This is a genomic window from Nonomuraea pusilla (assembly GCF_900109355.1).
Lineage (GTDB): Bacteria > Actinomycetota > Actinomycetes > Streptosporangiales > Streptosporangiaceae > Nonomuraea > Nonomuraea pusilla.
The window spans coordinates 1-13,345 of sequence record NZ_FOBF01000008.1; the positions used below are offsets into that span (position 1 = coordinate 1).

The following is a 13,345-nucleotide window of genomic DNA, read 5'->3' on the forward strand; positions in this document are numbered from 1 at the left end:
CGGGTGCGGCGTGGCGACTACCGCAGGTACGGGTTCCGCTTGACGATCTCCAGGTTGCCCAGGCCGAGGGTGGCTCCGGCGTTGGCCATGGCCAGGCCGACCAGGACGACCGCGTAGACGATGTGCTCGTCCATGAACGGGTTGTTGGCGAGGGGCAGTTCGGCCGCCCACATCAGGGCCAGCATCAGCGGGCCGGCCACCGCGGCGATCCTGGTGCCCACGCCGAGGACGAGGGCGGCGCCGATGCCGAGCAGGCCGAGCATGAACAGCCAGTCCACCCACGCCTGGCCGGCCAGCGCGCTGAAGAAGCCGCCGAGCGCGTTGTCGCCGGTGCCCTTGAGGAAGCCGGTCGTCGGGCTGCCGCCGGCGATCCACGCCTTGTTCGCGGGGGTGGCGAAGCCCCAGCCGAAGGTCTTGTCGAGGAAGGCCCACAGGAAGATCCAGCCGATCGCGATCCTGGCGACCGCCCAGACGTAGTCGACGGGGTGGCGGGCCGCCGTGGCGGCGTGCGTGTGGAGGACCGGGGGGTGGAGGGTGGTGGCCATGACGGCCTCCTTTGTCAGGTGGGGGTGTCCTGGTGACACCATCAGCATCGCCGCGCCGCCCCCTCCCCCGTCAGAGCCGTACGTCACCGGCGCCATGGGACCTTCGGCCCCACGGGCGTGGGACCGCCGGCGCACACGGGAGCGGCCGGCGCCCACGGGGGCGCCGGCCGCTGCCTGGAGGCACGCAGGGGTCACATGCGGAAGACGAGCCGCGCCGGGACCTCGCTGGCCAGGACCTCCTCGAACGAGCGGTTGATGTCCGCCAGCTCCCGGGTCTCGTAGATGACCTTGGTACGTCCGGCGGCGTGCAACTGGAACACCTCGGCCAGGTCGCCGCGCGTGCCCACGATGGAGCCGATCACCGTCAGCCCGCCCAGGACGGTCTCGAACACGGGCAGCCGCATCACGTTGTCCTTCGGCAGCGACACCAGCACGAGCCGGCCGCCGCGCCGCAGCGACGCGTGGGCCTGCTCCAGCACGCGCGGGCTGGCCGCGAGCACCACGGCGACGTCCGCGCCGCCGAGCTCCTTGATCCGCGCGACGGGGTCGGCGTCGGCGGCGTTCACGGTGTGGTCGGCGCCGAGCTCCCTGGCGAGGGCGAGCTTCTCCTCCGTGATGTCCACGGCGATGGTCTCGGCGCCGAAGATGCGCGCGTACTGCAGGGCGAGGTGCCCGAGGCCGCCGATGCCGAAGATCGCGGCGCGTTCGGTGGGACGCAGGCCCGACACCTTGACCGCCTTGTACGTGGTCACGCCCGCGCAGGTGAGCGGCGCGGCCTCGGCGGGATCGACGCCGTCGGGCACGGGCACCACGTAGTCGGCACTGGCGACGGCGTACTCGGCGTGGGCGCCGTTGACGGCGTACCCGCTGTTCTGCTGCGACTCGCACAGCGTCTCGCGCCCGCCGACGCAGTAGGCGCAGGTGCCGCAGGCGCGGCCGAGCCACGGAATGGCGACGCGCTCGCCCACGACGCGTCCGGTCACGGCGGAGCCGACCCGCTCCACGACGCCGACGCCCTCGTGCCCGGGGATGAAGGGCAGGCCGGGCTTGACCGGCCAGTCGCCGTGCGCGGCGTGGATGTCGGTGTGGCACAGGCCGCTCGCCTCGATCCTGACGAGGACCTGGTGCGGCTCGGGCTCGGGTACGGGGATCTCCTGGATCTCCAGGGGCTTGTCGAAGTCGGTCACGACGGCTGCGCGCATCTCATCTGCTCCGCTCTCCTCCGGTTACGTCTCCGACGCTCCTCGGCCGTCCGGGCCGGGGACAGGGGCGAAGGTCCCAGGTCGGACAGCCCTCCGTCCCTGCCGCCCGCCCCCGAGGGGCTGGACGTCCCGGGCGGGTGGGACCTTCGGCACCGATCACCGGGGTCCTCGGGCTCTGCCCCGGCTCCGGCGCGCCGGGCAGCCTGGACTCCGAGGACGGCTGCGCCGCGAACGGGCCGTTCCCCCGACGTCAGACCGCTCGTTCGCACACACGAGGGAGATCGACCATGTTCGCCAGCAAGGACGGCGCCACCCGGGACCAGCGGACCGAACCGGCCCCCGAGGGACGCGGCGAGGGGGGCGAGGAGCGCGCCGCGCTGGCCCGCCTGCTGGCTCCGCGTTCGGTCGCCGTCATCGGCGCGGGCCGCGATCCGCGCGGTGCCGGGCACCGCGTCCTGCGCAACCTGATCGACGGCGGCTTCGCCGGCCCCGTCTACCCGGTGAACCCGAACGCCGACCAGGTGGCCGGCCTGACCTGTCACCCGTCGGTCACGGCGGTGCCGGGGCCGGTGGACCTGGCCGTCATCGCCGTCCCCGCCCGGTACGTGCTGGACGTCGTCAGGGAGTGCGCGGACGCGGGCGTCGCCGGGCTGGTGGTGCTCACCGCCGGCTTCGCCGAGACCGGCCAGGGCAGCGCGCAGCGCGACCTGCTGAAGATCTGCCGCGCCTCCGGGATGCGCCTGGTCGGCCCCAACTGCCTCGGCGTGATCAACACGGCGGCGCGGCTGAACGCCACGTTCCTGCAGGGCGACCCCACGCCGGGCCGGGTGGCCGTCATGTCGCAGTCGGGCGCGGTCGGCGCGGCGCTGCTGCAGCGGCTGCCCGTCTCGTCGTTCGTCTCCGTCGGCAACAAGGCCGACGTCAGCGGCAACGACCTGCTGGAGTACTGGGCGGACGACGACGGCACCGACGTCATCGCGCTCTACCTGGAGTCGTTCGGCAACCCGCGCAAGTTCACGAGGATCGCCAGGCGGATCACCGCGACCAAGCCGATCCTCATGGTCAAGAGCGGCCGTTCAGGCTCGGGTGACCGGGCGGTGCGCTCGCACACCGCCGCCGCGGCCACCCCGGACGTCGCCGTGGACGCGATGGTGGCGGCCTGCGGCGTGATCCGCCTGGACAGCGTCCAGGAGCTGCAGGACGCCGCCAAGCTGCTGTCCACCCAGCCGCTGCCGGGCGGCAGGCGGGTGGCGATCGTCGGCAACTCGGGCGGGCCCGAGGCGATGGCGGCCGACGCGTGCGAGCGCCGCGGCCTCGTCGTCCCCGAGCTGCCCCGCGACCTGCTGGAGGGCCGCGTCTCCTCGTCGGCGGCGCTGGCCAACCCCGTGGACCTCACGGCGGACGCCGACGCCGACGAGATCCGCCTGGCGGTCGAGACGGTCGCCGCCGCGGACGAGGTGGACGCCGTCCTCGTCGTGTACACGCCGCCGTTCGGCTCGGGGCTGGAGCGGACCCGGCAGGCCATCGCGGCCGCCGCCCGCACCACCGGCAAGACGGTGCTGGCCTGCGTCGCCGGCCACGACGGGCTGATCGACGGCCGCGTCCCCGCCTACGCGTACCCGGAGCAGGCGATCGCGGCGCTGGCCCGCGCCGCCGAGTACGCCGAGTGGCGGGCCCGCCCCGCCGAGCTGCCGGAACCCGTGCCCGGCGTCGACGCCGAGGCCGCCCGCCGCGTGGTGCGGGCCGAGCTGGCCGTCAGGTCGGCGGGCGGCTGGCTGTCGCCCGAGGCCACGGCCGACCTGTTGCGCTGCTACGGGCTGAACCTGGTGCCGTCGGTCGCGGTCGGCTCGGCCGACGAGGCCGCCCGCGCCGCCGCCCTGGTGGGGCTGCCGGTCGTGCTCAAGGTCACCGGCCCGGTGCACAAGAGCGACGTCGGCGGCGTACGGCTCGGGCTGGCCTCCGAGGACGAGGTGCGCCTGGCGTACGACGACATGGAGGAGACCATCGGCGAGGAGATGACGGGGGCCGTGGTGCAGCCCATGCTGCCGGGCGGCGTCGAGATCATCGTCGGCGGGCTCAACTACCCGGCGTTCGGGCCGCTGGTCATGGCCGGGATGGGCGGCGTCATGGCCGACCTGCTGGCCGACCGCGCGTTCCGGGTGCCGCCGGTGTCGAGGGCCGCGGCGTCGGAGATGATCGCGTCGCTGCGGTGCGCGCCGCTGCTGCACGGCTACCGCGGGGCCGCTCCGGCCGCGGTGGACGACCTGCTCGACCAGATCGTCCGGGTGGGCAGGCTGCTGGAGGACCTGCCCGAGGTGGCCGAGCTCGACCTCAACCCGGTGATCGTCACGCCGGACGCGGCGACCGTGGTGGACTTCCGCGTCCGCGTCGCCCCGGTGGACCAGCCTCCGGCGTGACGCCAAGGACCGGCGCCGGCCGTCCCCCCGCGCGGGGCGGCCGGCGCCGCCGTGCCGTCAGAGCGTTCCCGCGTACACCCAGTGCCCGTCGAGGCGGACGAACCTGCTGTGCTCCTCCATCTGCCCGGGACGCCCGCGCTCCAGGTAGTGGGCGCGGAACCGGACCGTGCCCTCGGCGTGGACGACGCTGCCGCCCCCGGTCTCCAGGATCTCCAGCCGCACCCAGCGCAGCCTGCGGTCGAGCCCGAGCCGGGCGGGCCGGTCGGCCGGGTGCCAGGTGCGCAGCAGGTACGCCTCGTCGCCGACGCTGAAGGCGCTGAAGCGCGACCGCATGAGCAGCTCGGCCGTGGGGGCCGCCGCGTCGCCCCGGTGGAAGCGGCCGCAGCAGTCGTCGTACGGCGCGGGCAGGCCGCAGGGGCAGGAGGAGGGTCGAGGCATGCCCTTCATTGTGCCCCACCCCGCCTCGACCGTGCCGCCGCCCGAGGGGCGGGCTCGCCCGGCTCCGTCACAGGGTCATGGCGCCCCGACGCGGCGGGCCAGCTCGCCGAGCGCCGTGCCGAGCGGCGCGTCGAGGAGCAGCGCGGCGTGCTCGTCGCCCCGGGTCGGCCCCTGGTTGACGATGGCGACGGGGCGCCCCAGCTCGGCCGCCCGCACGACGAACCGCAGCCCCGACCGCACCGCCAGCGACGAGCCCAGCACCAGCAGCGCCCGCGCCCCGCCGACCAGGGCGAAGCACTCGTCCACGCGCGGCTTGGGCACGTTCTCGCCGAAGAACACGACGTCCGGCTTGAGCACGCCTCCGCACGAGCGGCAGCCGACCACCTGGAACCCCGCCACCTGCTCGTCGGTGAGCGCGGCGTCACCGTCGGGGTTGACCAGGCCGGTGGCGTCCCAGCCGGGGTTGGCCGCGCGCAGCCGCCGGTCGAGCTCGGAGCGCGGCGTGCGCTCCCGGCAGGACAGGCAGGCCACCCGGTCGAGGGCGCCGTGCAGTTCGACCACGCGGCGCGCGCCCGCCGCCTGGTGCAGGCCGTCGACGTTCTGCGTGATGACGCCCGCGAGCAGGCCGGCCCGCTCCAGCGCGGCCACCGCGCGGTGACCGGCGTTGGGCCGCGCGCCGCTGATCTGCCGCCACCCGGCGTGGCTGCGCGCCCAGTACCGCCGCCGCGCGTCGGCGCTGGCGACGAAGCTCTGGTACGTCATCGGCTGGGCCTTCCTGGCACGGCCGGTGGGCCCGCGGTAGTCGGGGATGCCCGACTCGGTGGACAGCCCCGCCCCGCTGAGCACCGCCACACCGCCCCCGGCCACCAGCTCCGCCAGCGGCTCGATCCCGGTGGAGTCGAGGGGCGTGCTCTGTGCGGTTCGCGTCACCTCTCCATGGTGCCCGACCGCCGCCGCGCTCCGTGCCCGGGGCGGACGCGGCCGTCACCCGGCTCCAAGCCGATCACAAGTGCCGGCCGGTATCCCTGGTGACCGTGCCTGTGTCCCATGAGCAAGGGAGTCCCCCGATGCGTGTCGCGATCCGCGTGCTGACCGGCGTGAGCGCCGCCGCCGTCGCCCTGGCCGCCCTCGCGCCGCCCGCCGCCGCCGCGCCCTCCTGGAAGTGGGGCAGGATCGTCTCCGCCGACGGGATGGGGGCCGCGTGGGGCAAGGTCACGGCGCGCGGGGCGGGCCTGGTGGTGTCGGGCTACGTGGACGACACCCGCGGCAGGGGCTGCACCTGGCTGCTCATCCGGTACCAGGACTCCGGCAACGGCCGCTGGCGTACGCACGGGGTGTACAACTGCGTGCCGGGCGCGGGCTCGTTCAGCAAGCGCGTCGGCGACCCGCTGCAGATCAAGGCGCAGGTGTGCCGAGGCACGGCCCGCAGGCCGGTGGACGAGTGCTCCCGCTGGAAGACCGTGTTCACCCAGGGCGGCTGACGCGGAACGGCCCCGCCCGGACGTGCCGGACGGGGCCGTTCCCGCGTACGCGACGGGTCTATTCGACCCACTGGGTCTCCCAGCGTGGAGGCTTCGCGGTCGAGAGCGGATCGGAGCAACTGCAGTTACCGCAACCTGGCCTCATGGACCCTCCTCACATCGGGGAACGGGGTTCGTACCCGCCGCCCGGCGCTCCTACTCTGACCGCCGTGCCAGACTTCCGGTCCCCCTGGCGGGGCAGGCGGGCGAAGGGCGCCGGTGAGTTGGCCGTTCCATGACCTGCCACGCACGCGAATCACCGAGGGCGGGCGGCGGCCACGGGCGATAGTGGGGCCCTGCCCGCGTCTCGCCCGTGTCGTTCACCATCACCCTGAGGGACCGTCATGCGCCCGTCGATCCGGCACCTGCGCCACCCGCTCCTGGCCTTGGCCCTGCTCCTCGCCGTCCACCACCCGGCGGTCGCGGCGGCCGCCGGCCGGCCGCCACGCCCCTCCCCCGCCCGCCCCTGGGTGACGCTCTGTCTCAAGCTCAAGCAGACGCCCGAGCACCGCCGCCTCCGCTGCGACGCCCCATCCACGCCCCTGCGCCCCCAGGGCGCCCTGCGCCGGGAGCACCTCACCATCGACGAGCTGCCCATCCCGACCGGCCCCGCCACCCCGGTGGGGATCACGACGGGCCCGGACGGCGCGCTCTGGTTCGCGGAGAACCACGCCGGCCAGATCGGCCGCGTGACCACGTCCGGCGTGTTCACCGAGTACAGCCTGCCGGCCGCCGGCTCCGAGCCCGCGCACCTCACGACGGGCCCGGACGGCGCGGTCTGGTTCACCGAGGCCAACGGCAACAGGATCGGCCGCATCACCACCGGCGGCGTCGTCACCGAGTACCCGCTGCCGACCGCGGGCGCCTACCCGTGGGGCATCACGGCCGGCCCCGACGGCGCCCTGTGGTTCGTCGAGCAGCTCGGCAACCAGGTCGGCCGCATCGACACCGCGGGGAACATCACGGAGTACCCGCTGCCCACCGCGGGGGCGTACCCGATGCGCATCACGACCGGCCCCGACGGGAACCTGTGGTTCACCCAGCCGCTCTCCGGCAGCATCGGCCGCATCACCCCGGACGGGGTCATCACCGGGTTCCCTGTGCCGTCGTCGGGCGCGATGCCGGTGGACATCGTCACCGGCCCCGACGACGCCCTCTGGTACACCGACGCCAACGGCAAGATCGGCAAGCTGACCGTCGGCGGCGGCTTCACGGAGTACGCCCTGCCCGACGCCGACACCTTCCCCTGGGGCATCACCTCCGGCGCGGACGGCAGGATCTGGTTCGTGGAGCAGGCCGCCGGCATCGTCACCAGCTCCACCACCGAGGGAGTGATCGACCGCGAGCCGCTGCCCACGAACGTCGCGGGCCCGTTCGACATCACCGGCGGCCCAGACGGCAACGTGTGGCTCACCGAGGACTACGTCGACCAGATCGCCGTCGTCGTCCTGTGACGCGCAGCCGCCGTCCGGCTGCCGTCCCTTCGAGGGAAGGGGACGGGAATGACGCCCCCGGGTCCGCTTCGTCCTTCCGGGAAGCGGGTGCGCGGCGGGCTACGGCGGCTGTCGCGTTCCACCGGTGAAGCGGGCGTGGGTGGCCGCGTCGCCCAGGTGGCCGAGGGCGGCCAGCCAGCTCGCGCCGGCCGCGCCGTCCCGCGCGGTGACCACCTCCTGCCCGGCCAGCAGCTCCATGACCGCCGCCCGTACCGGGCCGTCCACGGTCAGCACGCCGCCCGCCAGCACGATCGGCCCCTCACCGTGCACGCGGCCGGCCGTCTCCGCCAGCCGCCGCGCCGCCGCGCCGACGATCTCCGCCGCGCAGCCGTCCCCGGCCGCCGCCGCCTCGGCCACCAGCGGCGACGCGGCCGCCACCAGCATCCGGTCGGCCTGCGCGAGCCGCACGATGCGGTCGGCCCGCCACCGCGGCTCCCCGATCACGCCATCCGAGCCCGCCGCGCCTGCGCTCGCCGCGCCTGGCACGCCGAAGTGGGCGCTGACCAGCTCCACCAGGGGTCCGGGTGGCAGGCCGCGGTCCAGCGCGCGCACGGCCGCCCGCACCCCGGCCCGGCCGATCCAGAACCCTCCGCCCTCGTCGCCGAGCAGCCACCCGAGCCCGTCGGCGACGGCGACCACCGCGCGGTCGCGGAAGCGGGCCGCCGCGGCCCCGGTCCCGGCGAGCAGCAGCGTGCCGGAGGGGGCCGGGGTGCCGGCCGCGTAGGCGACGTCCACGTCGCCGACCGTCCGGGGCGGCGCGGCGATGCCGCAGGCGGCCCAGACGCGCCGCAGCATCCCGGCGAAGTCGTCGTCGCCGCCCGCCACGCCCGCCACGGAGGCGGCCACGAGCGACGGGTCCAGCCCGTCGAGCGCGCGGCGCAGCGCCTGCTCGATCGCCGCCCCGGCCGCGGCGTGCCCGTGCGCGGCCGGGTTGCCCGGACCGGCGGTGCCGTGGCCGAGCCTGGTCCCGTCGGCGGCGTGGACGGCGGCCCGGGTGGTGGTGCCGCCGGCGTCGACGCCGGCGAAGAGGATCACCGGACCAGCCTCGCCCCGCCGGGCGGGAGGGTGAAGGCGGTGCCGCAGGGCTCGTACGACCCGGTCGCCGGGTCGAAGGCCTCGGTGACGCCGTCGAGCGTGACCTCGACCGGCCCGTCGAAGCGGGCGTTGCAGACGAAGCGCAGGCGTTCGCCGTAGTGGCCCACGAGGACGTCGCCGGCGTGCTCGACCGACGTCCAGCCGCTCAGCTCGGCCGCCACCGGCCGCAGCCAGCGGGTGTTGAGGTCGCGCACGACGCCGTAGCGCTCGGTCGGCCTGCCGTCGCCGCCGATCAGCGCCGGCTGGAAGCCCTCGCCGCGCGCCGGGTCGGGGGTCCAGTAGGTGAAGTACTGGATGCCGGTGTAGCCGTGGGCCAGGGCGGTGTTGACCTGCCAGGCCAGTTCGGCGGCCGACGGCTCGCGGTGCCCGTCGTAGGCCAGGGTCTGCACGTACATCCAGGCGGGCAGCCCGGCCAGGCGCGCGTGCTCGCGCACGGTGGCGAGGTCGGCGAGGTAGCCGTCGTCGAAGCCGTCGGCGAGGAACGGGTAGCGGTCGAACGAGAGCACGTCGGGGCGGACGATCCGGGCGAACTCCCCCACGTACGCGTCGTACGGGCCGGTGGCGTGGCTCGGGAAGAGGTTGGCGTAGGCGAAGGCGCCGGCGGCGCGCACGGCGGCGACCCCGGCCGCCAGCCTCGGGAACTGCTCGGCGTGCGGCTCGTCCATGAGACTGATGCCGCGGAAGGAGCGGAACGGCCGGTAGTCGTCGACCACGCGGGCGAGGAGCGGCGCCGGGTCCACGTCCAGGTCGCGCATGAGCACGTCCACGCGTGGGTCCGAGGCGACGAGCACGCCGAGCCCCGCCTTCTCCGCGCAGGCCAGCGCGTGCCGCAGGATGACGCGGTCGTTGAGGTAGTTGCCGGTGATGACCAGGTCGATGCCGGCGTCGGCGATCTCCCGGTAGCGGGCGGCGGTCGTCTCGTGGGGAGGCGGCGGCCAGAACGCGGCGATCGTCAGGTTCACAGCGCCCCGGTCCTGATCCGTCCGGCGTAGCGGGCCACGAGGGCGTCGTTGTGGGCGTCGGCGCCGGGGATGTTCGCCGACAGGTAGACCGGCGGGGCCGTGCCGTCGGCCAGGAGCAGGCCGATCGCCTCGGCGACCATCAGCTGCACGATCAGCGCGGAGGTGATCGAGGAGATGCCGCAGACCGGGCCGTGCTCCGTGGGCAGGACCGCGTCGCCGTACGGGGCGAGGTTGTCGATGACGAGGTCGGCCAGCTCGAACAGCCGCTCCCCCGACGGGTGGCGCGAGGTGATGGCGCGGGAGTGCTCCAGGGAGGTGATCGCGATGAGCGGCAGCCCGCGCTCCTTGACCAGCCGGGCCATCTCCACGGTCGAGCCGTTGCCGCCCGAGTTGGAGGCGATGACGAACGCGTCGCGGTCCTCGATTGTGTGCAGGGCGAGCACCTGGTGCGCGGTGGCCGGGTCGCGCTCGGCCAGCGGGTCGAACTCCCCCGGGTCGGCCGAGCCGAGCACCACCGGGTCACGCAGGGTGAGCCGGTTGGTGGGGATGAGCCCGCCCGCCCGGCCCGCCACCTCCAGCGCCACCGCCTCGGAGTGCCCCGTCCCGTAGGCGTGCAGGACGCCGCCCGCGCGCACGGTCGCGGCGATCATCGCGCCCGCCTGCCTGATGACGGGCAGCTGGCCGGTCACCAGCCCGTCCAGGCGGGAGCGTGCCTCGTCGGCGAAGGCCATCACAAGATCCATGAATTGTCCCTCAACGGTTCATGCCGGCGGTCAGCCCGGCGACGATCTGGCGCGTGGCCAGGACGAAGAGCACGACCAGGGGGATCGTCGTCATCACCAGGCCGGCGAAGAGCGTCCCCCAGTCGTTCTGGAACTGGCCGAAGAAGTGGGTGAGCCCGACCGGCAGGGTCAGCTTGGTCTCATCCCGCATCAGCACCAGCGGGTAGAAGAAGTCATTCCAGATCGGTACGAACTGGAAGACCACCACGGTCGCGAGCGCGGGCCGGACCAGCGGCAGCATCACGTGCCAGAAGGTCGCGAACGGCCCGGCGCCGTCCAGGGAGGCGGCCTCGTCCAGCTCGTGCGGCAGCTGGCGGAAGAAGGCGGTCAGCACGAAGACGTTGAACGGGACCGACCCCGCCGCGTAGACCAGGACGAGCCCGGTCAGCGAGTCCACCAGCCCCATGCTCTCCAGCAGGTAGAACAGCGGCAGCACGCCCAGGTGGGCGGGCAGCGTCATGCCGGAGACGAAGTAGGCGGCCAGCGCGGAGCGCCCGCGGAACTCCCTGCGGCCCAGCGGGTACGCGGCCAGCAGCGAGACCCCGGCGCCCAGCAGCACCGCGCACACCACGACGACCGCCGAGTTGACGACGTAGGTGGAGAACGACGCCTCCGTCCACGCCTTGGCGTAGTTGCCGAACCCGGTGGGCCAGCCGAGCGGCTGGTCGAAGATGTCGCCGGTGGGGCGCAGCGAGCTGAGCACCATGACGACCAGGGGCGCCATGGAGAAGGCGGCGTAGCCCCAGAGCAGGATCCTGACGGCCGCGGCCTTCACGCCTTCCTCCTCAGGACCCGCTCCAGCAGCAGCGTCGAGCCGAAGATGAACGTGAACATGAAGACGGCGAGCGCCGACGACGTGCCCATCGCGTTGACGTCGCCCGAGGCGAAGGCCGTGCGGTAGAACAGCAGGCCGAGCACGTCGGTGGCGCCCGCCGGGGCGCCGTTGGAGCCGCCGAGCGCGTACACCAGGGCGAAGGTGCCCATGCTGCCGATGAAGCTGAGGATCGTGACGGTCGCCATGGCCGGCTTGAGCAGCGGCAGCGTGATCCGCCGGAACACCTGCCAGGAGCCCGCGCCGTCGGTCCTCGCGGCCTCGGCGTACTCCTGCGGGATGCCGCCGAGGGCGGCGCTGAACAGCAGCATCGGGAAGCCCACCCACTGCCAGGTGGTGATGAGGACGACGGTCGGCAGCGCGGTGTCCGGGTCTCCCAGCCACGGCATCGCCAGGCCGAGCGGCTTGAGCAGCGCGTTGACCGGGCCGAAGGCGGGGCTGAGCAGCAGGGTCCACAGGTAGCCGATGACCAGGGGGTTGACCAGGTACGGCAGGGCGAACATGGTCTGCAGCGCCCGCTTGCCGCGCCGGGCCCGCGACAGCGCGAGCGCGAAGACCAGGCCCAGCGTGTTCTGCACCGCCATGGTGCCCGCGAACAGCAGGACGTTGTGCCCGAGCGCGGGCAGCAGCTGGTCGAGGAAGGCGCCCGACAGCAGGCCGGCGTAGTTGTCCCATCCGGCGAACCCGGCGCGCAGGGTGCCCTTCCAGGAGAAGAAGCTGTACGTCAGGCCGGTGAACAGCGGGTAGACCACGAAGGCCGTGTAGAGGAGGAAGGCGGGGACCAGGAACACGTACGACGATCCCCGCCGCGCGCCTACAGCCATGTGGACACGCTCTCGTCGAGCTGCTCGGCCGCCTCCTTGGCGGTGAGGCGGCCCAGCAGCATCTCCTGCAGCGCCTTGGAGAACACGGCCGCCGACGACGGGTTGCCGTAGGCGAACTCGTTCATGAAGTAGGTCGCGCCGTGCTGGTCGAAGGCCGTGGCCACCTCGGCGAGCAGCGGGTCCTCGGGCGTGACGCCGGGCACGGCGGAGAAGATGCGCAGGGTGTCGGTGTAGAGCCGGCCGTAGTCCTTGGAGGCCAGCCAGGCGGCGAACTTCAGCGCCTCGGCCTTGTGCCTGGTCTTGACGTTGACGCCGTACGAGCCGTCGGTGAAGCCGGGCATGAGGCCCTGGCCCTCGGGCGTGGGCGGCGTGAACACGCCCAGCTCGACGTCCTTGGCGTTCTCGCCGAAGAAGTTGAGCTCCCACAGCCCGCCGGGGAACATGGCCGCCTTGCCGGAGGAGAACAGGATCTGCGCGTCGGTGTAGGAGACGCCGGCGACGTTCTCGGGGAAGTACGGCTTGAGCTTGTTGAGCTGGTCGATGCCTTCGACGAAGCGCGGGTCGGCGAACTTCTTCCGCTTGGCCTTGACGTCGGCGAGGAACTCGTCGCCGCCCCAGTGGGCGGTGCCGAAGATGCTCGCCACGATCGGCAGCATCCAGTCGTCCTTGCCGCCGAAGGCGAACGGGATGACGCCCTTGGCCTTGAGCTTGTCGGCGGAGGCGAGCATCTCGGCGTAGGTCTTCGGCGGGGTGATGCCGTTGTCCGCGAAGATCTTCTTGTTGTAGATCACCTGGAGGGTCTGCACGGCGAACGGGACGCCGTAGACCTTGCCGTCCTTGTCGCCCTTGGCGGCGCGCAGGACGCCCTCGTCGAAGTCCGCCAGGCCGGGCACGTCCTTGGTGTCGAGCGGGAGCAGCCGTCCCGCTTCGACGAGCGGCTGCAGCTGGGGTCCCGCGCGCAGCCAGGCCAGGTCGGGGCCGCTGTCGCCGGCCAGTCCTGTGGACAGGATCGTGTCGTACTCGGTGGAGGTGGTGAAGGAGCGGGCGTCGACGTCGACGCCGGGGTTGAGCTTCTCGTACTCGGCGAACATCTTGTCGAAGTTGGCCTCGGGACCCCACCCCCAGACGGAGAGGGTGATCTTGCCCTGGTGGCCGGCGCTCGCGGTGGTCGAAGGGGCGCAGGCTGTGACGGCTGCCGCCAGGGCGACAGCGGCGACGGCGAGGCGCATGGGGGG

The 13,345-nt window shown here is 73.8% G+C and carries 13 protein-coding genes; 3 read left to right on the top strand and 10 right to left on the bottom strand.

Going from position 1 to position 13,345, the window contains the following annotated elements; translation table 11 throughout:
- Positions 1 to 17: 17 nt before the first annotated feature.
- Positions 18 to 545 (bottom strand): DoxX family membrane protein, encoded by a 528-nt coding sequence (locus BMX74_RS18105; RefSeq protein WP_055501167.1) that lies wholly within the window; start codon positions 543 to 545, stop codon positions 18 to 20.
- Positions 546 to 736: 191 nt separating this feature from the next.
- Positions 737 to 1,747 (bottom strand): alcohol dehydrogenase AdhP, encoded by a 1,011-nt coding sequence (adhP, locus tag BMX74_RS18110; protein WP_055501166.1) that lies wholly within the window; start codon positions 1,745 to 1,747, stop codon positions 737 to 739.
- 287 nt (positions 1,748 to 2,034) lie between these two features.
- Here adhP and BMX74_RS18115 point away from each other — a divergent pair, with 287 nt between their 5' ends.
- Positions 2,035 to 4,164: an acetate--CoA ligase family protein gene (locus BMX74_RS18115; protein ID WP_055501165.1), complete on the top strand. Its 2,130-nt coding sequence runs from the start codon at positions 2,035 to 2,037 to the stop codon at positions 4,162 to 4,164.
- A 57-nt stretch (positions 4,165 to 4,221) separates the two neighbouring features.
- Here the strand turns inward: BMX74_RS18115 and BMX74_RS18120 are convergent, their stop codons facing one another.
- Positions 4,222 to 4,602, bottom strand: coding sequence for a YchJ family protein (locus BMX74_RS18120; protein ID WP_055501164.1), 381 nt, complete (start codon positions 4,600 to 4,602; stop codon positions 4,222 to 4,224).
- Positions 4,603 to 4,677: 75 nt separating this feature from the next.
- A complete protein-coding gene (locus BMX74_RS18125) occupies positions 4,678 to 5,532 on the bottom strand; it encodes an NAD-dependent protein deacetylase (RefSeq protein ID WP_055501163.1) in 855 nt (284 codons plus the stop codon).
- Between the two features lie 137 nt (positions 5,533 to 5,669).
- On the opposite strand from BMX74_RS18125, the gene BMX74_RS18130 reads away from it, so the two are divergent.
- Positions 5,670 to 6,083, top strand: a complete 414-nt coding sequence (locus tag BMX74_RS18130; protein ID WP_055501162.1) for a hypothetical protein — start codon at positions 5,670 to 5,672, stop codon at positions 6,081 to 6,083.
- A 383-nt stretch (positions 6,084 to 6,466) separates the two neighbouring features.
- Positions 6,467 to 7,576, top strand: a complete 1,110-nt coding sequence (locus BMX74_RS18135) for a Vgb family protein (RefSeq protein ID WP_091101667.1) — start codon at positions 6,467 to 6,469, stop codon at positions 7,574 to 7,576.
- 99 nt (positions 7,577 to 7,675) lie between these two features.
- Here BMX74_RS18135 and BMX74_RS44150 read toward each other — a convergent pair whose 3' ends face one another.
- The 6 genes from BMX74_RS44150 to BMX74_RS18160 are packed head-to-tail and all read right to left on the bottom strand — an operon-like array spanning position 7,676 to position 13,339.
- The gene (locus BMX74_RS44150) at positions 7,676 to 8,650 is read right to left on the bottom strand and encodes an N-acetylglucosamine kinase (protein WP_177227406.1); all 975 of its coding nucleotides are present in this window, start codon (positions 8,648 to 8,650) and stop codon (positions 7,676 to 7,678) included.
- Positions 8,647 to 9,672 carry a hypothetical protein gene (locus BMX74_RS44155; RefSeq protein ID WP_177227408.1) on the bottom strand — a complete coding sequence of 342 codons (1,026 nt, stop codon included), beginning with the start codon at positions 9,670 to 9,672 and terminating at the stop codon, positions 8,647 to 8,649. The genes BMX74_RS44150 and BMX74_RS44155 overlap by 4 nt, the downstream gene beginning before the upstream one ends.
- Complete coding sequence (locus tag BMX74_RS18145; RefSeq protein WP_055501158.1) at positions 9,669 to 10,415, bottom strand: sugar isomerase domain-containing protein; 747 nt, start codon at positions 10,413 to 10,415, stop codon at positions 9,669 to 9,671. The genes BMX74_RS44155 and BMX74_RS18145 overlap by 4 nt, the downstream gene beginning before the upstream one ends.
- 10 nt (positions 10,416 to 10,425) lie before the next feature.
- The gene (locus tag BMX74_RS18150) at positions 10,426 to 11,229 is read right to left on the bottom strand and encodes a carbohydrate ABC transporter permease (protein WP_055501157.1); all 804 of its coding nucleotides are present in this window, start codon (positions 11,227 to 11,229) and stop codon (positions 10,426 to 10,428) included.
- Positions 11,226 to 12,110, bottom strand: a complete 885-nt coding sequence (locus BMX74_RS18155; RefSeq protein ID WP_055501156.1) for a carbohydrate ABC transporter permease — start codon at positions 12,108 to 12,110, stop codon at positions 11,226 to 11,228. The genes BMX74_RS18150 and BMX74_RS18155 overlap by 4 nt, the downstream gene beginning before the upstream one ends.
- The gene (locus BMX74_RS18160) at positions 12,101 to 13,339 is read right to left on the bottom strand and encodes an ABC transporter substrate-binding protein (RefSeq protein ID WP_055501155.1); all 1,239 of its coding nucleotides are present in this window, start codon (positions 13,337 to 13,339) and stop codon (positions 12,101 to 12,103) included. Before BMX74_RS18160 ends, BMX74_RS18155 begins: the two co-directional genes overlap by 10 nt.
- Between the last annotated feature and the right edge of the window lie 6 nt (positions 13,340 to 13,345).

What these genes read in the sequence shown, in the direction of transcription:
- BMX74_RS18160 (WP_055501155.1), bottom strand. Translation starts at nt 13,339, where the DNA reads ATGCGCCTCGCCGTCGCCGCTGTCGCCCTGGCGGCAGCCGTCACAGCC.
- BMX74_RS18155 (WP_055501156.1), bottom strand. Translation starts at nt 12,110, where the DNA reads ATGGCTGTAGGCGCGCGGCGGGGATCGTCGTACGTGTTCCTGGTCCCC.
- BMX74_RS18130 (WP_055501162.1), top strand. Translation starts at nt 5,670, where the DNA reads ATGCGTGTCGCGATCCGCGTGCTGACCGGCGTGAGCGCCGCCGCCGTC.
- BMX74_RS18135 (WP_091101667.1), top strand. Translation starts at nt 6,467, where the DNA reads ATGCGCCCGTCGATCCGGCACCTGCGCCACCCGCTCCTGGCCTTGGCC.
- BMX74_RS18105 (WP_055501167.1), bottom strand. Translation starts at nt 545, where the DNA reads ATGGCCACCACCCTCCACCCCCCGGTCCTCCACACGCACGCCGCCACG.
- BMX74_RS18115 (WP_055501165.1), top strand. Translation starts at nt 2,035, where the DNA reads ATGTTCGCCAGCAAGGACGGCGCCACCCGGGACCAGCGGACCGAACCG.
- adhP (WP_055501166.1), bottom strand. Translation starts at nt 1,747, where the DNA reads ATGCGCGCAGCCGTCGTGACCGACTTCGACAAGCCCCTGGAGATCCAG.
- BMX74_RS18145 (WP_055501158.1), bottom strand. Translation starts at nt 10,415, where the DNA reads ATGGATCTTGTGATGGCCTTCGCCGACGAGGCACGCTCCCGCCTGGAC.
- BMX74_RS18120 (WP_055501164.1), bottom strand. Translation starts at nt 4,602, where the DNA reads ATGCCTCGACCCTCCTCCTGCCCCTGCGGCCTGCCCGCGCCGTACGAC.